Origin of the sequence: Leclercia sp. CFBP8987 (assembly GCF_034044995.2) — a bacterium.
Classification (GTDB): Bacteria; Pseudomonadota; Gammaproteobacteria; order Enterobacterales; family Enterobacteriaceae; genus Enterobacter; species Enterobacter tamurae.
Window position 1 is genome coordinate 2,443,527 of the sequence record NZ_CM188255.1, and the last position, 20,447, is coordinate 2,463,973.

At 58.5% G+C, this 20,447-nt stretch carries 16 protein-coding genes; 5 read left to right on the forward strand and 11 right to left on the reverse strand.

Going from position 1 to position 20,447, the window contains the following annotated elements; genetic code table 11:
• Positions 1-121: 121 nt before the first annotated feature.
• Positions 122-1,714 carry an ABC transporter substrate-binding protein gene (locus SOM40_RS11790; RefSeq protein ID WP_320531110.1) on the reverse strand — a complete coding sequence of 531 codons (1,593 nt, stop codon included), beginning with the start codon at positions 1,712-1,714 and terminating at the stop codon, positions 122-124.
• Positions 1,715-1,828: 114 nt separating this feature from the next.
• Here SOM40_RS11790 and pepT point away from each other — a divergent pair, with 114 nt between their 5' ends.
• Positions 1,829-3,058 carry a peptidase T gene (pepT, locus tag SOM40_RS11795; protein WP_320531111.1) on the forward strand — a complete coding sequence of 410 codons (1,230 nt, stop codon included), beginning with the start codon at positions 1,829-1,831 and terminating at the stop codon, positions 3,056-3,058.
• 134 nt (positions 3,059-3,192) lie between these two features.
• On the opposite strand, the gene tehB is transcribed toward pepT, so the two are convergent.
• Complete coding sequence (gene tehB, locus SOM40_RS11800; protein WP_320531112.1) at positions 3,193-3,789, reverse strand: tellurite resistance methyltransferase TehB; 597 nt, start codon at positions 3,787-3,789, stop codon at positions 3,193-3,195.
• Positions 3,786-4,790: a dicarboxylate transporter/tellurite-resistance protein TehA gene (gene tehA / locus SOM40_RS11805; RefSeq protein ID WP_106992987.1), complete on the reverse strand. Its 1,005-nt coding sequence runs from the start codon at positions 4,788-4,790 to the stop codon at positions 3,786-3,788. The genes tehB and tehA overlap by 4 nt, the downstream gene beginning before the upstream one ends.
• Before the next feature lie 122 nt (positions 4,791-4,912).
• Between tehA and ydcK the strand changes: the two genes are divergently transcribed.
• Positions 4,913-5,893 (forward strand): YdcK family protein, encoded by a 981-nt coding sequence (gene ydcK, locus SOM40_RS11810; RefSeq protein ID WP_261643801.1) that lies wholly within the window; start codon positions 4,913-4,915, stop codon positions 5,891-5,893.
• Here the strand turns inward: ydcK and rimL are convergent.
• The 4 genes from rimL to SOM40_RS11830 form a co-directional block, all read right to left on the reverse strand.
• Positions 5,888-6,436 (reverse strand): 50S ribosomal protein L7/L12-serine acetyltransferase, encoded by a 549-nt coding sequence (gene rimL / locus SOM40_RS11815; protein ID WP_320531113.1) that lies wholly within the window; start codon positions 6,434-6,436, stop codon positions 5,888-5,890. The two genes, ydcK and rimL, sit on opposite strands and share 6 nt — an antisense overlap.
• A gap of 65 nt (positions 6,437-6,501) precedes the next feature.
• A complete protein-coding gene (locus SOM40_RS11820) occupies positions 6,502-8,157 on the reverse strand; it encodes a glucan biosynthesis protein D (protein WP_261643803.1) in 1,656 nt (551 codons plus the stop codon).
• 250 nt (positions 8,158-8,407) lie between these two features.
• The gene (locus SOM40_RS11825; protein WP_106992991.1) at positions 8,408-9,181 is read right to left on the reverse strand and encodes an ABC transporter substrate-binding protein; all 774 of its coding nucleotides are present in this window, start codon (positions 9,179-9,181) and stop codon (positions 8,408-8,410) included.
• A gap of 11 nt (positions 9,182-9,192) precedes the next feature.
• Positions 9,193-10,362 carry a pyridoxal phosphate-dependent aminotransferase gene (locus tag SOM40_RS11830; protein WP_320531114.1) on the reverse strand — a complete coding sequence of 390 codons (1,170 nt, stop codon included), beginning with the start codon at positions 10,360-10,362 and terminating at the stop codon, positions 9,193-9,195.
• 110 nt (positions 10,363-10,472) lie between these two features.
• On the opposite strand from SOM40_RS11830, the gene SOM40_RS11835 reads away from it, so the two are divergent.
• Entirely contained in the window at positions 10,473-11,315 is an 843-nt protein-coding gene (locus tag SOM40_RS11835) for a LysR substrate-binding domain-containing protein (RefSeq protein ID WP_166182552.1), read from the forward strand.
• Here the strand turns inward: SOM40_RS11835 and SOM40_RS11840 are convergent.
• On the reverse strand, positions 11,302-12,810 hold the full coding sequence (locus SOM40_RS11840; protein ID WP_320531123.1) for a carboxylesterase/lipase family protein: 1,509 nt from the start codon (positions 12,808-12,810) through the stop codon (positions 11,302-11,304). The genes SOM40_RS11835 and SOM40_RS11840 overlap by 14 nt on opposite strands.
• Before the next feature lie 42 nt (positions 12,811-12,852).
• Positions 12,853-14,196, reverse strand: a complete 1,344-nt coding sequence (gene hglS, locus SOM40_RS11845; RefSeq protein WP_320531115.1) for a 2-oxoadipate dioxygenase/decarboxylase HglS — start codon at positions 14,194-14,196, stop codon at positions 12,853-12,855.
• A 274-nt stretch (positions 14,197-14,470) separates the two neighbouring features.
• On the opposite strand from hglS, the gene SOM40_RS11850 reads away from it, so the two are divergent.
• The gene (locus SOM40_RS11850) at positions 14,471-15,394 is read left to right on the forward strand and encodes a LysR substrate-binding domain-containing protein (protein WP_225758712.1); all 924 of its coding nucleotides are present in this window, start codon (positions 14,471-14,473) and stop codon (positions 15,392-15,394) included.
• 280 nt (positions 15,395-15,674) lie between these two features.
• Positions 15,675-18,053, forward strand: a complete 2,379-nt coding sequence (locus tag SOM40_RS11855; protein WP_320531116.1) for a glucose/quinate/shikimate family membrane-bound PQQ-dependent dehydrogenase — start codon at positions 15,675-15,677, stop codon at positions 18,051-18,053.
• 40 nt (positions 18,054-18,093) lie between these two features.
• Here the strand turns inward: SOM40_RS11855 and SOM40_RS11860 are convergent, their stop codons facing one another.
• Together SOM40_RS11860 and SOM40_RS11865 are read right to left on the reverse strand one after the other, a co-directional pair.
• Complete coding sequence (locus SOM40_RS11860; RefSeq protein WP_312996057.1) at positions 18,094-18,546, reverse strand: energy transducer TonB; 453 nt, start codon at positions 18,544-18,546, stop codon at positions 18,094-18,096.
• Positions 18,547-18,708: 162 nt separating this feature from the next.
• Positions 18,709-20,400: a methyl-accepting chemotaxis protein gene (locus tag SOM40_RS11865; RefSeq protein ID WP_312996055.1), complete on the reverse strand. Its 1,692-nt coding sequence runs from the start codon at positions 20,398-20,400 to the stop codon at positions 18,709-18,711.
• Positions 20,401-20,447 lie beyond the last annotated feature (47 nt).

Here is a 20,447-nt window from a genome sequence, read left to right on the forward strand (position 1 = left end):
AGTGCAAATATGCACTTGAAGTTATAGCAAAAGCTGGCTGAAAAAGAAGTGACAAAAAATGATGAAGACAGCACAAATTGAAAAAAAAGTGCCCGTCATAATGACGGGCTGAATTAAAGGTTTATTTTATATCCACTTGCCAGAATAAATGTTTACCAAACGGATCAATTTCGTAGCCGGTCACCTCTTTACGCACCGGCTCGAATATTGTTGAGTGCGCAATCATTACCGCAGGCATTTGATCGTGCATCATCTGCTGCGCCTGCTGATATAATGCTACGCGTTTATCGTGATCGGTAATAGATTTCGCTTCAGCAATAATTTTGTCGAATGGTTGATAACACCATTTGGCGGAATTGGAACCGCCGTTGGCCGAGGTGCAGGTAAACAGCGGGCCGAAGAAATTATCCGGGTCGCCGGTCGCCGTGGTCCAGCCCATGAGCGCCGCCTGATGTTCCCCGCCCTTCACCCGCTTGAGATATTCCCCCCACTCGTAGGTGACCACTTTGGTCTGCACGCCGATTTTTGCCCAGTCGGACTGGATCATCTCGGCCATCCGTTTGGCATTGGGGTTATACGGACGCTGCACCGGCATGGCCCACAGGTCAATGGTCATCCCGTTGGCAAACCCGGCCTCCTTCAACAGCGCTTTGGCTTTATCCGGATCGTAATCGTAGTCCTTCAGCGAACTGTCTGCGCTCCAGACACCCGGCGGCAGCAGGTTTTTGGCGGCGGTGCCGGTGCCCTGGAAGACAGCCTCGATAATGGCCGGTTTGTTGATCGCCATCGCCAGCGCCTGGCGTACCTTGACGTTATCCAGCGGCGGCTTTTGCGTGTTAAATGCCAGGAAACCGGTATTCAGCCCCGCCTTGCTCATCAGGTTGATGTCTTTATTTTCCTTCATCCGCGGCAGATCGGCGGGGTTCGGGAATGGCATCACCTGACACTCGTTTTTCTCCAGCTTGGCGAGACGCACCGAGGCATCCGGAACGATGGTAAACACCAGCCGATCCAGCTTCGCCTTACCCTGCCAGTACTCCGGGAAGGCGGTGTAGAGGATCCGCGAGTCCTTCTGGTATTTCGCCAGCTTAAACGGCCCGGTGCCGATAGGCTCCATATCCACCTTCTCCGGGGTGCCCGCTTTCAGCATCGCATCGGCATATTCGGCAGAGAGAATCGAGGCGAAATACCAGCCAAGGTCAGCCACGAACGGCGCTTCCGGGTGGGCCAGGGTGAAGCGCACCGTATGGTCGTCGACTTTGTCGATGGCGGTGATCAGCTTGCCAAACTCCAGGCTCTCGAAGTTGGAGTAGTTGCCGTTGGAGACGTTGTGATACGGATGATTAGCGTCTTTCTGCCGCATAAACGAGAAGATCACATCATCCGCGTTAAAGTCTCGCGTCGGCGTGAACAGCTTGTTGCTCTGGAACTTAACGCCCTTGCGCAGATGGAAGGTATAGACCTTACCATCCTCGCTGACCTCCCAACTTTCGGCCAGGCTCGGCACCAGATCGGTCGTGCCCGGAGTAAAATCCACCAGCCGGTTGTACACCGGTACGGCGCTGGCATCCACGCTGGTGCCCGAGGTATAGAGTTGCGGGTTAAAGTTCTCCGGCGATCCTTCCGAACAATAGACCAGCGTTTTAGCGGCGACGGTGGAACTGACCGTCAGCGCGGCAAAGGTCAGTGCCAACGTTGTGAGGTTGCTTTTCATCGCGTTTTCCTGTCTTTTAATTTGACGGCTAATGAATTTTTGTCGTGCCAAACCATAAATATCATTAAAGTGATTGTGCAAACACCTGATAACACAAATAAAGAAGGATCAACCATGGCTCACGCGCTCGCCAGTCAATTAACCCAACGCTTCTTTCGCTATCTGGCTATCACCAGTCAGAGCGATCCGAAGGTGAAAACCTTGCCCTCCACACCCGGCCAGCACGAGATGGCTCGGGCACTGGCGATGGAGCTGCAAACGCTGGGTCTGGACGACATTGTGATCGACGAATTTGCCACCGTTACGGCGGTCAAAAAGGGCAACGTGCCCGGCGCGGCGCGGATCGGTTTTATCACCCATATCGATACCGTCGACGTGGGTTTGTCACCGGATATTTATCCGCAGATCCTCACCTTTACAGGCGATGATCTCTGCCTGAATGCCGAAAAAGATATCTGGCTGCGGGTCAGCGAGCACCCGGAAATTCTGGCCTACCCCAACGAAGCGATCATCTTCAGCGACGGCACCAGCGTGCTGGGTGCCGACAACAAAGCGGCGGTGACCGTGGTAATGACGGTGCTGGAAAACCTCACTGCAGAGCATCGGCATGGCGATATCGTGGTGGCCTTTGTGCCGGACGAAGAGATTGGTCTGTGCGGAGCGAAAGCGCTGGATCTGGCGCGTTTTGACGTCGATTTTGCCTGGACCATCGACTGCTGCGAGCTGGGAGAAATTGTTTATGAGAACTTCAACGCCGCGGCGGCAGAAATTCGCTTTACCGGCGTGACGGCGCACCCGATGTCGGCCAAAGGCGTGCTGGTGAACCCGCTGCTGATGGCCACCGACTACATCAGCCACTTCGATCGCCTGCAAACCCCGGAGCACACCGAAGGCCGCGAAGGCTATATCTGGTTTAACGGCATCCAGGCCGGGCAAAACGAGGCGGTGCTGAAAGCCAATATCCGTGATTTCGATCGCGACAGTTTCGCCGCCCGCAAGGCGCAGATTAGCGACGTAGCGGAGAAAATTGCCGCACAGCACCCTACCGCAAAGGTGAGCTGGCACATTGAAGATACCTACAGCAATATCAGCAACGCGGTGGGTGAAGACCGTCGCGCCATCGACCTGATGTTTGAGGCGATGGAGAGCTTAGGCATCACGCCGAAACCGACCCCGATGCGCGGCGGCACCGACGGCGCGGCCCTGTCAGCGAAGGGGCTGCTGACCCCGAACTTCTTCACCGGTGCCCATAACTTCCATTCGAAGTTTGAGTTTTTACCGCTGAAATCGTTCGAGGCCTCGTATAACACGGCGCTACAGCTCTGTTTGCTGGCGGCACGTTAAGCCGAAGATGGTTTAGTGCGGTCTGATGCCCTCACCCCAACCCTCTCCCACAGGGAGAGGGAGCAAACACTAAAAACGACAACCTCTGGTTGTCGTTTTGCTTTTACCTTCGAAGCGCCGCCGGGCAATGCACGTTAAGCCGGTTTGCGCGCCAGCAGCGTGGCGAAACGCAGTTTAATACGATTCCCCTGGGCGTCGGTGCGGTGTAATTCGCCGACGTCCTCGTTGTATTTCAGCTGTTCCCAGCCCGCATAGTAGCCGCTCAGCTCCCCGGTTTTAAACGCAAACGGGAAGCCGACGTTGCACGGATAATCTTCGGTATCCATCGCCGCGACAATCAGGTTATAGCCACCCGGTCTGGTGCAGCGCTGCATATTGTCGATCAGGCCAGGAATGGTTTCTGCCTGCAGGAACATCAGCACCACGGTCGAGAGGATAAAATCGTATTCGCCGTCAAAATGCAGGCTGTTGAGATCCTTAATCGCCGTCTGCAGGTTAGTGATGCCCTCTTTCGCCTTGATGCTCTCGATGTTATCGATGCTTGCCGCATTCTTATCCCAGGCGGTGACATCAAAGCCGTTCGCCGCCAGATAGAGGCTGTTGCGCCCGTTGCCGCAGCCGAGATCCAGGGTTTTGCCCGGTTTAACCATCCCTGCGCTATACACCACCTCAGAGTGGGTGCGGGTCATGCCATATTTTTCGGTGAAGTAGTTCTCATCAAACACAGTCATTCTCTTTCCTCAACTTGCATAAGCGTTGCTTTGTCTGCACGGACCAACAGTTTCCCCTGCATCAGCAGGATAAACGTGCGCACCAGTAATAGCGCAATGATGGCGTTGGTAAAAATAAATAGCGGGATGGCGATGGCGTGGAAAAAACCGGACGGGCTACTCTGCCCCAGATGCAGACCGGTGGTGGCCAGCGCCGAGACGCCGAACGAAAAGCTCCAGAACGACGCATTAAACGGCTGCGACAGATACCAGGGCATCAGGCGCAGGGTAAATAACAGCTGCAGCAGGCCGTAGCCAAACAGCATTTTGGCGAAGGTATCGGCTTCGCCGCCGTTGACGCTCAACCAGGCGCTACAGGCCACCAGCGCGGGCGCCAGCTGGATCCCAAGGGAGGTGCGCATCGCCGAAGGCAGTTCGCCTGCACTGCGCAGACGCTGCAAAATCACCGGCTCCAGGCTCAGCCAGGAGAAAACCCCGGCCCCAAGGAACACCAGCCCGGCATCGTGAAACCCGAGCGCCCCGCAGGCCATGGCGCTGATAAAATTATTCGCCACCGTCGGCAGATAGAGGCCCGGTGTAGTCGCCTCCTCCGGGTGTTTGCCGCGCCACAGTCCGGCAGACTGCCACGCCGCATAGCTCAGCTGCACCACCACCCCGACGGTGAACAGGGCCAACGCCAGCGGACGAAACCAGGGCACGAAGCCAATCGCCACCAGCATGGTGGTGGCCGGAAACAGGCTGACAAAGCTGCTCATCACCGGGTGGCGCATCTCCGCCAGCACGCTGCGCGGAAAACGTATCGCGCGGGTGAGAAACGCCGCGGTCAGCAGGAGCCACATCACCATCGCCAGCGTCACCAGGATCTCCCCCGGCCAACGCGTCACCGGCCAGAGGGTGCTGGCGTAACGCCAGGCAAAGCCCATACCGATGGTTCCCAGCACCATCCCGTAGTAACCCGCGGGTAAATTAAGAACGCGTTCAGTCGCTTGCGTTTTATACATAAATTTTAATCTATAAAATATATTTGAAATACTAGTTTAAGGTGTTTCATTTGCGGATGCCACTGTTTCGATCAAGCTAAAGTTTGCTACGTTTAGTGGAGACGACAACTGCGGGCACAGTGATGAAAAAATATCGACTTAGTGATGAAAGCCGTTTGCACCACTGGCAGGACGGTGAGACAAAAACAGCGGTAAAAGTGCGCCAGATTATCGCCGAACGTGATTTCAGCGATGTGAAATCAGGCACCCGGGGTGGCTGGATCGATGACGAATCGGCCCTGTCTCACGAGCACGACTGCTGGATCTACGATGAGAACAGCGTGGTCTTCGCCGGCGCGCAGGTCAGCGGCAACGCGCGGATCACCCAGCCTTGCGTCATCAGCCATCAGGTTTCCATTGGCGATAACGTCTGGGTGGATGGGGCTGAGATCGGCTATGGAGCTCGCTTAAGTGACAACGTCACGGTGCAGTCTTCAGTGGTGCGCGGGGAATGTCATCTGTTCGACAACGCCCGCATTCTGCATAACAGCATGGTGATTGCCGCCAAAGGCCTGACCCCGGACCCGCATCAGATCCTGCGCATTTTCGGCGAGGCCACCGTTAGCCAGTCGCGGGTGGTGCATCAGGCGCAGATCTACGGCAATGCCATCGTCAGTTATGCCTTTGTCGAGCATCGTGCCGAAGTGTTTGAGAACGCGCTGCTCGAGGGCAACGAGGTGAATAACGTCTGGGTGTGCGACTGCGCCAAAGTGTACGGCAACGCCCGCCTGCTCGCCGGGCTGGAAGAGGATGCCATCCCAACCCTGCGTTACAGCTCCCAGGTGGCGGAAAACGCGCTGGTCGAGGGTAACTGCGTGATCAAACATCACGTCCTGATTGGTGGCAACGCCTGGCTGCGCGGCGGGCCGATCCTGATTGACGATAAAGTGGTGATCCAGGGTCGGGCGCGCATTCACGGAGAAGTGCTGATCGAGCATCATATTGAAATTACCGATGACGCGGTGATTGAAGCGTCACACGGAGACGTGATTCACCTGCGCGGCGAGAAGATGATTAACGGCGCGCAGCACATCACGCGCACGCCGTTGCTCGGGGCATTATGAGGTGCAGATCCGGGCGTAGATATTCTGGTCGTCATAGCGCCCGTTGAGGAACTCGGCCTCTTTCAGGCACCCTTCCAGCAGGAAGCCGTTGCGCAGCGCCACCTGGTTACTGGCGGGGTTGTCGACCCGGCACTTGATCACAAAGCGGCGGATCTCGCCGCGTCTGGCGTAGTGGCGGATAAACGCCTCCAGCGCCTGAGATAAAATCCCCTGCCCCTGATGCGCTTCATCCAGCCAGTAGCCGATATAACCCGTTTTGTTCAGCGGCTCGATGGAATTGAACGACAGCACGCCTGCCAGGACGTTATCCCTGAAGATAAGGAACATTTTGGCGTAACCGCGCTGATGCAGCATCTGGTTGCTGAGGATGTTCTGGCGGGTGTCCTCTTCTGAGCCCACAAACTGCGGCCAGTTGAGATAGTCCTGCAGATACGCCCGGTTTTTGACCACCAGATCGTGCAGCTCGGTGGTGTAACGCTCATCGGTGGCGCGCAGTTCGAGATGCGCATTGACGGGGATAATTTCTTCGGTTGTGGTGGTCATTGTGCATCCTGTGCAATGCCGGGCGGCGCATGCGCTTGCCCGGCCTACGGTTTGTGCCTGTTGCCTTAACGCATTACCCGGTCATCAACGTACTGGCGTTTATCCGCTGCGGGTGGGAAGTAGTGATACAGCCAGGTTTCGCTGATCGCCTCGCCCTGGCAGCGCAGGAACATGCGCATGTCCACGGTATCGGTGGAGTCGCTGGTCGGGTACCAGTCAAACAGGATGCGATACCCGTCGAACGGCTCCACGTAGAGGATCTCAATCTGCTTCGCTTCCCCACTGGAGAGGGTGATCACCGGCTCGATCCCTTTCGGTGCAGCCGCCTTCAGATCGCCACCAACAAAATCGACCGCGAAACGGCGCGACCACACTTTCGGGAAGTGCTCGCCCGGGGCCCAGCCTTCCGGGAAGCCGCCCATCCCGGTGCGGGTCGCCATCACGTTGGCCAGCGGAGAACGGACCGGCGGTTTGGCGCTCCAGTAGAGACGATACTGGAAGTCCAGCTTATCTCCCGCTTTCACCGGTTTTTCCGGCTGCCAGAAGCAGACCACGTTATCCAGGGTTTCACCGGTGGTCGGGATCTCCATCAGCGACACGGTGCCTTTGCCCCACTGGTTACGCGGTTCGACCCACAGGCTTGGGCGTTTGTTGTACCAGCCCATAATGTCCTGATAATGCGAGAAATCACGATCAAGCTGTAACAGACCAAACCCTTTCGGGTTCTTGTCGGTATAGGCGTTGAACTGCAGCTTCTGCGGGTTATTCAGCGGACGGCAGATCCACTCCCCGTTGCCGCGCCACATCGCCAGACGATCGGAATCGTGGATCTGCGGGTGTATGGTGTCGCACATGCGGCGCTCGTTGTTGCCGCAGGCGAACATGCTGGTCATCGGCGAAATGCCCAGCTGCTGAATGTCCTTGCGGGCATACAGATGGTTTTCGACATCCATGATCACCTGGGTCTTCTCGCAGTGGATCACGAACTTATAGGCCCCGGTGATGCTCGGACTGTCGAGCAGGGTATAGACCGTAAAGGTGGTCGCGCCCGGTTTGACGGTTTCAAACCAGAACGAGGTAAAGTCCGGGAACTCTTCTTGCGTATCGGCGTAGGTGTTCAGCGCCAGGCCACGCGCCGAGAGGCCGTACTGGTAAGTATCATCCACCGCTCGGAAGTAGCTGGCACCGAGGAAGGAGACGATATCGCGACGCGCCAGCTCCGGAGATTTAAAGGCGCGGAAACCGGCAAAGCCTAAATCGCTCTGGCCTTCCAGCTGTTTAGTGTCGACGCCCGCGTCATGGTAGTTGAACAGCTCCGGGCGGAAGTGAATCTCACGCGCCTGGGCGCTCTGGCTGTCCAGAGAGAACATGCGCACCCGGCGGCGGAAGCCCATCCCGACGTGGAAGAACTGCACGTCGAGCTGGCGGTTTTCGATGTTATTCCACAGCGACTGCTTCGCATCGTACTGGATGCTGTTATAGGCCTGCGGCGTCAGCGTCGCTAAGGTATCCGGCAGCGGACGCGGCGCACCGCCCCACGGTGTTTGCGCCAGGTCGTGCGCCATGGACTGCAGCACGGAAAAGTCGAAACGACGGCTCGTACCGTCCGCAATATCCGATTCAGCCGCACTGGCCGCCCGGGAAAAGAGCGCGGCGAGTCCGGAAGTCCCGCTCAGTGCGGCAACGGCCATTGAGCCTTTTAAAAAACGTCTGCGATTCATGCCTGGGAAAACGTCCTTATGGTCGTGGGGAGTGGGTTTCGCATCGGCGAAACAACGGCAAGAAAGAACATCATTAAGAGGGCACAGCCTAAACAAAAACGGTTAAGAATCCAATTATTGACAGGCGAGAATCTGCGCAAAGGGAGAAAGATTTTTCTGTCGAGGAGAATTGCCCGAAACGGAGGTAAAGAAAAGTATAAAAAAGCCCCTGCCGGACATCAACGCCAGGGGCTAAACGGCTAAATTGTTGTTATTTTACGCTGACATCGATACCCGGGAAGTACTTCTTCGCCAGCTTATCGATAGTGCCGTCAGCGCGGACTTTATCAATGGCGGCATCAAGCTGCTTCTTAGTGGCCTCATCGCCTTTACGCAGACCATAACCGATCCCACTTCCGAGAATAGTGTCATCCGCCACCGGCTTGCCGATAAAGCCGAAGCCTTTCCCCTGCGGCTTGCTGAGGAATCCTGCCTGCCCGGCGGCAGACATCACCAGCGAGGCGTCAATACGCCCGTTCAGTAGGTCGCCCCAGGCCATGTTCTGATCTTTATAGGACACCACGGTAACGCCCTGCTTTTCCCAGTGCTCCTTGGCGTAGGTCTCCTGAATGGAACCCTGCAACACGCCAATGGTCTTGCCTTTCAGCCCTTCCGGGGTGGCATCGACCGCGGTGCCGGTCTTGCCCACCAGTTGGGAAGGAATACGATAGATCGGCTGGGTAAAGTCGATGCTCTGACGACGCTGGTCGGTGATGTTCATCGCCGAGTTGATAGCATCGAATTTCTTGGCCACCAGCCCCGGGATCAGCGCGTCAAACGAGGTCTCCACCCAGCTGCATTTCAGGGCGGCGGCGGCGCAAATGGCGTTCCCGAGCTCAATATCAAACCCTTCCAGCTCACCCGAGGCGTTACGGCTCTCAAACGGCGGATACTCGGCTTCTACGCCATAACGTAATTCTGTTGCGGCGATGGAAGAGAACGAACACAGCAATCCCAGGCCGACAACGAAGGCTTTTAATTTCATGACTGAACTCCTTAGCGTGGTGTTACCCGACACAGGGCCTGCGCACCTGCCCGTAATGTTGCCTCATCTTTCGCAAAAGAGAGGCGGATTAATTTGTTATCTGTCCCGTCGGTGTAAAACGCCGACAGCGGAATGGTGGCAACGCCGTGGTCAACAATCAGCCGTTTCACCATCTCGCTGTCGCGCTCGTCGCTGAAGTGGCTGTAATCCGCCAGCAGGAAGAACGAGCCAGCGCTCGGCAGCAGACGGAAGGGTGAATCCGCCATCAGGTTAACCAGCAGATCGCGTTTACGCTGGTAAAACGCCGCCAGCGAAAGCCAGGTTTGCGGGTCGGCCATATGCTCAGCAAAAGCGTACTGCATTGGCGTATCGGCTGAAAACATTAAAAACTGATGGATCTTGCAGATCTCGTCCATCAGCTCCGCCGGAGCGACACAGTAGCCAACGCGCCAGCCGGTAACGTGATAGGTTTTGCCAAACGACGAGACGATCACGCTGCGCTCCGCCAGCCCGGGATGGGTCGCCATGCCGTGATGCGGCACGTCGTCAAACACCACGTGCTCGTACACTTCGTCAGAGAGAATGATGATATCGGTGTTGCGGGTAATGGCCGCCAGCTGTTGCAGATCCTCGGCAGAGAAGACCTGTCCGCTCGGGTTATGCGGCGTGTTGATGATGATCATCCGCGTGCGCGAGGTAATGGCGGCGCGGACTTCATCCCAGTTCACCGCGAAATCCGGCACCGTCAGCTTGATGGCGACCGGGGTCGCGCCCTGCAGACGCACAATCGGCGCATAGCTGTCGAACGAAGGTTCAAAGTAGATCACCTCGTCGCCGGGATGCACCAGCCCGCTGATGGCGGAGTAAAGCCCTTCGCTGGCGCTGGCGGTGATCAACACTTCGCTGGCGGGATCGTATTGCGTGCCATACAGCGAGGCGATTTTATCGGCGATGCGCGCTTTCAGCGGTGCCAGCCCGGTCATCGACGCATACTGGTTATGGCCCGCCTGCATCGCCCGGTGGACACCGGCAATCAGCGCCGGATCGCATTCGAAGTTCGGCGCACCCTGGGAAAGGTTGATGGCATTGTGCTCAGCGGAGAGTTGACCGATAACGGTAAAAATGGTGGTGCCAACGTCCGGCAGTTTGGAACGGGGTTGTATCGGAGTACGCAGCGTCATCGGAAATTCCTCTGGTAGAGATTGCATAACTATTCAACCCGAAGGCTATTGTGGCGACAATCGAATTGTTGTCATAATAGCCATGACAAAAAATCATACCTGGAGGTTCTGTGTCGCGTCGCTCGTTCCCGCTTACCGCCGTTGAGGCCTTTATCGTCACCGCGCGGCATCTGAACCTGACCCATGCCGCTAAAGAGCTGTGCCTGACTCAGGGGGCGGTGAGCCGCAAGATTGCCGCCCTCGAAAGCTGGTTCGGCTTTCCGCTGTTTGAACGTCACGCCCGCGGGCTGCGCCTCTCCTCCCAGGGCAGCGCCCTGCTGCCGGATCTGCGCGCCTCGTATGAACAGATTCTGACGGTGGTGGATCAGGCCCGCGCCCAGCAAACCGTGGTGCGTCTTAAAGTCCCCACCTGCGCCATGCGCTGGCTGGTGCCGCGGTTGTTGCAGGTGGAGCGCGAGCAGCCTGAACTGCAGATCGCCCTGACCACCACCAACGAGCACAGCGTTAATTTCAAAACCGAATCCTATGATGCCGCCATCGTGTTTGGCACTCAGCTCAGCGCCGGGGATCTGCTGTTTGAGGAGGCGTTAACCCCGGTGTTAAGCCCCCTGCGCCAGGGCTCAGCGGTGGAGTCGCTCACCTTCCTGCACCCGACCCGGGATAAGACCGACTGGTCGCTGTGGCTGGAAAAACAGACCGCACAGCCGTCTGTCATGCACAAAAATCAACACTTCGACACTATGGATCTGGCAATCACTGCCGCCATTCAGGGGCTCGGAGTGGCGATTGCCGATGAGACGCTGGTGGCGGAAGACATCCGCGCCGGGCGGCTGGTGCGGCCTTACGCCAGCAGCGTCAGAACCGGGGCCAGCTACCGACTGGTGCTGCGGGAGTCGCGCGACAAAGCGGCCGGACTGGCCGCCTTTCGCGAGTGTCTGCTTAATCCAGGCTGACGTGGTGCTTCATCACCCGTTTAAACAGCACCATCCGGGCGCGCATAAAGCGGTTTTCAAGCTTAAATCCCGCATGTTTATTCACTCCGATGCGCAGCAGTACGTCCCGCCCGTGGTGACAGGCAGGCCAGCGCGTCGGGCCATCCAGGATGTCACACGTCTGGCTGGCATGGCGGGCGAAGTTAACCCAGTAATCGGCAACCTGGGCTGAGAACGCCAGATCGTTGTTATTCACGTAGTGCCGGGCGGGCTCGGCCAGGGTAAGCGTATCAAACACATACGGCACCTCATTGCCGTGCCATGCGCCGTTAACGTAGGTGGCGTGCTCGGCTTCGGCGACATAGTCAAACCAGTAGCGCCAGCACGGCTGCCCTACCCGCCGCTGGGCCTGCATCACCACAAACCCCAGGGTGGTGAAGGCCATATCCCGACACACCTGGCGCCCTAACTCGGTATCATCCTTAACCCCCGGATAGAGCAGCTTGATTAACCCCAGCCCCAGCCGCCGCTCCCGGCGCAGCTTCTGGATCTGCCCCGCGAGATCGATACCAAACACCGCCATCACGCTGGCTTCGTCGCTGTTGGAGCCCACCATGATCGGCACCGGATGGTGGCGGGCGGCGAAAAAGACCTCCAGCATCGGCTCGGGTAACACGCAATCCCCGACGATGGGCGCAGGTGCCACGTTCAGCGGGGCCGTCAGCGGCCAGAGCGCCTCTGGCGGGATCGCCCGCAGCTGCTCGGCGGTAGCGTTTTGCAGCCCAAAATGAGCCGCCAGCGCCTCGCCCTTTCTGAGCGCCTGCTCCCGGGGCGTATCCGGCAGAGTATATCCGCTCTGAACAATCGCCTTATGAAACAGCCCCTTTGCCAGCGGTGAGGCCAGCAGTGACAGCACGCTGCGCGCGCCGGCGGACTCGCCGAACAGGGTGATATTGTGCGGGTCACCGCCAAACCGGGCGATGTTGTCCCGCACCCACTCCAGGGCGGCGATCTGATCGAGCAGGGCAAAGTTATGCACCACCCGCTCCTCTTCCCCTTCCAGCGCCGGATGGGCAAAAAAGCCCAGATGGCCCAGCCGGTAGTTCAGCGTCACCACAATCACGCCGCGCTGTGCCAGAGCCTTCCCGTCATAGGGCGGCAACCCGCCCGCGCCAATGGTAAAGCCGCCCCCGTGCAGCCAGACCATCACCGGGAGGGGTTCCGGACGCTGAACCGGCGACCAGACGTTCAGGTAGAGGCAATCTTCCGAGAAACGCCCCGGATCGCCCCCGCCCAGCTGCTGGCAATACTCACTGCTCTGCCAGCTCGACGGTGAAAAGGCGGTGGCCTGACGCACCCCCTGCCAGCTTTCAACAGGCTGCGGCGAGCGCCAGCGCAACGCGCCCACCGGCGGCGCGGCGTAGGGAATGGCGCGCCAGTTCTGCACATCGCCATCCGTGATGCCGCTCAGCGCCCCCTGGCGCGTGGTAATTATCTGAGATGAGGCGTTTTCCATACTGACCTTACATTGCTGACTCATCCCCGCAGAGTACCGTTTTCAGAGCAAACCGCAACGCCGCTTGCTGCGCTCTTCAGCCTCCTGGTAGAGGGTGAACTCATCCAGCACCGGGCACCCCAGCGCCTCCTCAAAGGCATCGCGGCTGGCGTTGCCGTGGGTGCGGGCCTGGGTTTCATTCCCGAGGTTCGACTGAAAGATCCCGGCGGCGCTCACCGGAAGAAAATCTTCATAGGTGATGGGCTGGGCCACCACCCAGCCGCGCTCAATCAACGGCTGAGGATCGTCCCCAGGGCCAAAGGAGTGCCGGTGCGACTCGCCCGCCGGGGTCAGGCGATAGCGGAACCATGCCAGCCCCTGACGGCGCAGGAAGATGTCGCTGTCGGGAAAGGCCCGGAAGACCTCCTGGAGATGCAGCTGATGAGTCAGGTTATCCTTGCCGGTACCGGACTCGGCCAGCAGGCGATCGTACAGCTCGCGTCCTTTCGGGGTTAACGCCACGCCGCGCTGCTCGATCTCACCGAAGCGAGCGGTATGAGTTCCGCGATGTTCGCCTGCAAACAGAATCGGTTCCTCCAGCGCCTTAAAGCTGGTCTGACGCAGCAGAAGCGGCACCTCCCGACGCGGCGGCCCCTCAATCAGCATCTTCGGCTCAATGCCATACTCCGGCATCAGGGCCTGCACCCGGTCGATATCCAGGGTGCGCGGCGTCAGGTGGTTGATATGGCAGCCCGGGAAGCAGACCACGTCGGCAATCAGCCGGTGTTCGTTGTGCAGCGCCTGGTAAGTTTCGTGATCCACCGTGGCATGGCGGTGCCAGCGGAACGTCTCCAGCGCCTGCTGGACAAACTCCTCAGCCTGCGCCGGGGTGAATTCCCCTTCCGCCTCGTGCAGGGCAATCAGCTCCAGACAGCGGGGAGTGAAGATGTTGCGGCGGGCCAGAATCTCTGCCGCCTGCTCGCGCAGGGAAACGTTGTCGATCAGATCGAGGCGCAGCAGCGAGGTGAAAATTCGAAACGGGTTACGGCACAGGGCGGCATCGTCAACCGGACGAAACGCGGTGGAGTGGACCGGCACCCCGGCCTGGGAGAGATCGTAATAGCTGACCGGGAACATCCCCATAATGGCGAACATCCGCCGCAGGGTGGCCAGCTCCAGGGCCGTACCGACACGGATTGCCCCGTGGCGTTCGAGGTTGAGGCGAGCCAGTTCATCCGCGTTGGCCAGTTGCTCATGCAGTTTCGGGTTATTTTCCAGTACCGCCAGATTCACATCTGCGACCAGCTCCAGCAGCGTTCCGTATTGCGGAACTTCCTGCTGATACATTGCCGACATCGCCTGTGAAAAGTTCTCCCGAATATCATCAGCCGTGATGTTGTTCGCCATGATTTAATGCCTCCAGTGAATATTACCTGGAGTGTAGAGAAGGCCATTGCGGCTGGCGGGAAGAATTTACGATTTGTGATCCAGGTGGAGGGGTGCTCATTTCCTGACTAGCAGCGACGTTAAGCGATTCAGGCGTCTGCACAACTATTTCCGGACATATCCAAAAAATGCTTGTTACTCAATTAGATTGAATGTTAATAATATTTTGCTAGCAGGTTATCAAAATTAAACAACTTTACTTGTCACTTCGCTACCTCTGTTTTTAACATCGCCTATGGAAAAAAATGGTTTGTTTAGTCAGCGCATTCGTCTGCGCCATCTGCACACTTTTGTGGCCGTCGCTCAACAGGGAACGCTGGGGCGTGCGGCTGAGACGCTTAATCTGAGCCAGCCTGCGCTCTCCAAAACGCTGAACGAGCTGGAGCAGCTGACCGGTACCCGCCTGTTCGACCGGGGACGACTGGGTGCACAGCTGACGCTGGTGGGAGAGCAATTCCTGACCCACGCCGTTAAAGTGCTTGATGCCCTGAATACGGCGGGCCAGTCGCTGACGCGGCGTAACGACGTGCCGGGGGATGTGGTGCGCATTGGGGCTCTCCCTACCGCAGCGCTGGGCATTCTGCCTGCGGTTATCGGCCAGTTTCACAAGCAGCAGCGCAACATCACGCTGCAGGTGGCGACCATGAATAACACCATGCTGCTGGCGGGGCTCAAGTCCGGGGAGCTGGATCTGGGGATCGGCAGAATGTCGGACCCGGAGCTGATGAGCGGCCTCAACTATGAGCTGCTGTTCCTTGAATCCCTGAAGCTGGTGGTGCGCCCACGTCATCCGATCCTCAATGATACCGTGACCCTCAGCCGGGTGATGGAGTGGCCGGTAGTGGTCTCCCCAAAAGGCACCGTTCCGCGCCAGACCGCAGAAACACTACTGGAAACGCAGGGGTGTAAACTGCCGTCGGGCTGTATCGAAACCCTGTCGGCCTCCCTGTCGCGCCAGCTGACGGTCGATTTTGACTATGTCTGGTTCGTGCCTTCCGGCGCGGTGAAAGAGGATCTGCGCCAGGGCACGCTGGTGGCGCTGCCGGTAACCACCTCCAGCCCCGGCGAACCGATTGGGGTATTAACCCGCGTGGAGGCCCCACTCTCCACCGCCACCCAGACGCTGCTCAGCGCGATACGTAAATCCATGCCGGTGTGATCACACTTCCTCTATGCCCGTCTTGATGACGGGCTTTTTGTTTCCGTTACTCAAATAATGCGAAATCATTCATTAACAATTGCGCAAAACAATTTAACAGATTTATCATACCCGCCGATTTCACCAAATGGTTCATTCAAATAACGCAGCGGTGATCTCCAAGACGCTATAAAGGCGTTATGTCCGACTTTTTCATCATGGATCTTCTCTTCTGTTACCCATTTGGTTCAGATGCAATGCTGTCTGGCCAGCGAAGACAAGATTATTTCAGGAGACAGAAATGGCTTTAGGTAATTCGCTACGTGGGTTCCCCCGGATCCTGCTGTGGCTGCTGGTCGGTCTGATGGCACTCATCGGGCTGGCGGTCGGTGGGCTGGGCTTTAAGCTCGCCACCGTAGGGGGAAGCTGGTACTTCCTGATCATGGGCGTGGTGATGCTGATCGCCGCGTTCCTCATTGCGCGCCGTCGCGCCAGCGGCATCATCCTTTACGCGGTGGCGTTTATCGCCTCGCTGGTCTGGGCCGTGAGCGACGCGGGCTGGGATTTCTGGCCGCTGTTCTCGCGCCTGTTCACCTTTGCGGTGCTGGCCTTCCTCGCCGCCATCGTCTGGCCGTTCCTGCGTGGCGCAGATCAACCGGTTAACAAAGCCCCGGCGTTCACCATTGCTGCCGTGCTGGCGGTGGTGATGCTGGTGAGCATCGGCTGGATGTTTAAGCCGCAAACCCTGGTTGCCGCTAACGAACCCGTCCCGGTTAAACCGGTCGCCGAAGGTCAACAGCAGAAGAACTGGGCGCACTGGGGTAACACCACTCACGGCGACCGTTTTGCCGCGCTGGACCAGATTAACAAGCAGAACGTAAACGATCTGAAGGTGGCCTGGGTTGCCCATACCGGCGACATTCCGCAGAGCAACGGCTCCGGCGCGGAAGACCAGAACACCCCGCTGCAGATTGGCGATACGCTGTTTGTCTGTACCCCGTACAGCAAAGTGCTGGCGCTGGACGTGGACTCCGGGAAAGAGAAGTGGCGTTACGATTCGAAAGCCACTGCACCCAACTGGCAGCGCTGCCGTGGGCTGGGCTATTTTGAAGAGACCCCCAAGGTGACAACGTCACCGACAGAGACACAGCCTGCCGCCTGTGCGCGCCGTCTGTTCCTGCCGACCACCGATGCCCGTCTGATTGCACTTAACGCCGATAACGGTCAGCTGTGCGACGACTTTGGCGACCACGGCGTGGTTGACCTTGGCGTGGGCATGGGTGAAATCAAGCCTGGCTACTATCAGCAGACCTCCACCCCGCTGGTGGCGGGTAATGTGGTGGTCGTGGGTGGACGCGTGGCGGATAACTTCTCCACCGGTGAACCGCCGGGTGTGGTCCGTGCTTATGATGTGCATACCGGGAAACTGGCGTGGGCCTGGGATCCAGGCAACCCGAACCTCACCGGCCTGCCGCCGGAAGGCCAGACTTACACCCGCGGGACGCCGAACGTCTGGTCAGCGATGTCCTATGACGCGAAGCTAAACCTGATCTACCTCCCGACCGGTAACGCCACCCCAGACTTCTACGCGGGCGAACGTACCGAGCTGGACGATAAATACAGCTCCTCGATTGTGGCGGTGGATGCCGCAACCGGTCAGGTCCGCTGGCATTTCCAGACCACCCACCACGATCTGTGGGATTTCGACCTGCCTTCTCAGCCGCTGCTGTACGATCTGCCGGATGATAAAGGCGGCTCAACCCCGGTGCTGGTGCAGACCAGCAAGCAGGGCATGATCTTTATGCTCAACCGCGAAACCGGCGAGCCGGTGGCGAAAGTGGAAGAGCGTCCGGTGCCTGCCGGGAATGTCGAGGGCGAGCGTTATTCCCCTACCCAGCCGTACTCGGTGGGCATGCCAATGATTGGCAACCAGACCCTGCACGAGTCGGATATGTGGGGCGCGACGCCGGTTGACCTGCTGCTGTGCCGCATCCAGTTTAAAGAGATGCGCCATCAGGGCGTCTATACCCCGCCGGGTCTGGATCGCTCCCTGCAGTTCCCGGGCTCGCTGGGCGGGATGAACTGGGGCAGCGTGTCGGTGGACCCGAATAATAGCCTGATGTTCGTCAACGATATGCGTCTGGGGCTGGCGAACTACATGGTGCCGCGCGCCAATGTGGCTAAAAACGCCAGCGGGATTGAGATGGGGATCGTCCCGATGGACGGTACACCGTTTGGCGCCATGCGTGAGCGTTTCCTGTCGCCGCTGGGCATTCCGTGCCAGAAACCGCCGTTCGGCACTATGTCTGCGGTCGATCTGAAGTCCGGCAAACTGGTGTGGCAGGTTCCGGTGGGTACAGTGGAAGATACCGGTCCGCTGGGCATTCGCATGCATATGCCAATCCCAATCGGCATGCCGACCCTGGGGGCATCGCTCTCCACCCAGTCTGGCCTGCTGTTCTTCGCCGGGACTCAGGACTTCTACCTGCGCGCGTTCGATACCGCCAACGGGAAAGAGATCTGGAAAGACCGTCTGCCGGTGGGCAGCCAGTCCGGGCCGATGACCTATGTGTCACCGAAAACCGGGAAGCAGTACATCATCATCAATGCGGGCGGTGCACGTCAGTCACCGGATCGCGGGGATTACATCATCGCGTATGCCTTGCCTGATAAGCAGTAATCGTGAAACCGGCCACTGATGTGGCCGGTTTTTTTTGTCTTTATGGTGTGCCGGACAGAGAGTTTTCGACCCAGGTCGCCGTCTTGCCGTTCTGGTAACTTGCTACCAGATTCTGCCTGACCCCGGCTGGCCAGCAGCTGCGCATCACCGCCCGCTTTGTCTCGTCGAAGAAGGGTTTATCTCCCGCCGCTTCGTAGTCCGCCGCCCGCCCGTTCAGCTTGACGTTAAACGACACCGTGACTCTGCCGGAGTAGTTCTGCGCCGCGGCCTGCTCTGGATAGCGGGGTTGCACCCGATAAACATCGCCGTCGCAGTCCGCCTGACCGCTCTCCGCGGTAGACGTGCTGCCGCCCACCGGAAAGGAGAGGCCAACCCCTACACCGCTGCTCCCCCCGCCTCCGCCGATCCCTACACCGCCAATCCCCACGCTGCCACCTGATGCGCATCCGGCCAGTAGCCACGCGGCGCAAACCACCTGCATAAATTGTCTCATCGCCTGTTCCTCTTCAGCCCTTACAACCAGCATAGCGGGGAATAAAAAAGGGTTCATGTCGAAACATGAACCCTTTTTGCCCGGCGGCGCTTCGCTTGCACGGGCCTACGGTTTGTAGGCCCGGTAAGGCGTAGCCGCCACCGGGCAGGATACGCGCTGGGATCAGAAAGTTTCCCAGTTATCCCCATCGGCAACGGCCGGGCGCAGCGGTGCAGCTGCCGTGGCCGGGACAACTGTGCTGCTGCTGCGGGTCTGGGTCATACCGTGCAGACGGAAGGTACCCACTGCTTCGGTCAGACGGGCAGCCTGATCTTCCAGCGAGGCGGCGGCGGCGGAGGCTTCTTCCACCAGCGAGGCGTTCTGCTGGGTCACTTTATCCATCTCCGAAATCGCCTGGCTGACCTGCACAATGCCACGACTCTGCTCGTCAGAGGCGGCGGCGATCTCCAGCATAATATCGGTCACGCGTTTCACCGCGTCCACGATCTCGCTCATGGTGTTACCAGCAGCAACCACTTCCCCGGAGCCCTGGTCAATCAGCGACACCGACTCGTTGATCAGCCCTTCAATCTCTTTCGCAGCGTTGGCGCTGCGGCTGGCCAGCGTACGCACTTCGCTGGCAACCACCGCAAACCCACGGCCCTGCTCACCGGCGCGGGCCGCTTCCACCGCGGCGTTCAGCGCCAGGATGTTGGTCTGGAAAGCGATGCTGTTGATCACCGCGGTGATCTCAGAAATTTTCTTCGAGCTGGTGGAGATGTTGCCCATGGTTTTCACCACCCCGGAGACCATCTGGCCGCCACGGCTGGCTTTACCGGAAGCATCTTCCGCCAGTTTGCTGGCGTGATGCGCGTTGTCGGCGTTCTGCTTCACGGTGGCGGTCAGCTGCTCCATGCTGGCTGCCGTCTGCTCAATGGCAGCGGCCTGCTGTTCGGTACGGGATGAGAGATCGGTGTTCCCGGCCGAGATTTCGCTGGTGCCGCGGTAGATCTCTTCCGCGCCCTGACGCACGGTGCCAACGGTACCCACCAGTGAACGCTGCATGGTTTGCAGGTCGTGGGTCAGACGGCCAATTTCGCTGCGTCCGGTGAGATCGTCGGCCAGGGTCAGGTCGCCTTTGGCGATATGGGCAATGCGATTCGCCGCGCGCTGCAGCGGGTTAATCACCGTGCGACGCAGCACGATAAATGTAAGCACCGTCATCACCAGCGCCAGACCAATGGCACCGACCATAAAGATCAGCCCCATCTGGGTGCGGGTGTGCGCCTCTTCGGTCAACATATTTGCGCGGTCAGTACGGATCTTAATCGCCTTCAGCAGCACCACGTTATAGGCGTCATCCAGCGGACGCGCCGACTCATTTTCATGGTTGATGATGGCTTCGAACATGCCGTTTTTGGCATATTTCAGCATCGGCTGCAGGCCGTCGATGTAGGCCTGATAGTTCGATTTCAGTTCGCCATCCAGCGCTTCATCCGCCGGGGTGCGAACGCCGCGATCCATATAGGCGGCAAAGCCTGCCTGGGACTGTTTAATACGTTGTTCTGCTTCGGCGATGTTCTTTTTCATCGCCTCCATTTCCGCGATACGGCTGGCGGCACCCGCGTGGATCATGTTGATACGCGCCGTGCGCAGGTGGTTTGAACTGTTGGATAACCCGGTACGCACCTGGATTTCAGCGGTCACATCCCGCAGGTCCTTATCAGCCTGCAGTAAAAAATAGCCTGCCAGCCCGGCGCTCAGGGCAAACAGCAAAATAATACCACCCAAAATCGAGGAGATAAGCGGAAGCAGCCTGATGTGATGCAGGAAGCCCAGCTTATGTTGCGCCCGAACTGTTGTTGTTTTGTCCATAGCCGTTGACTCTCTTAGAGGTAAGATGCGTGCAAACACGCCTGTAA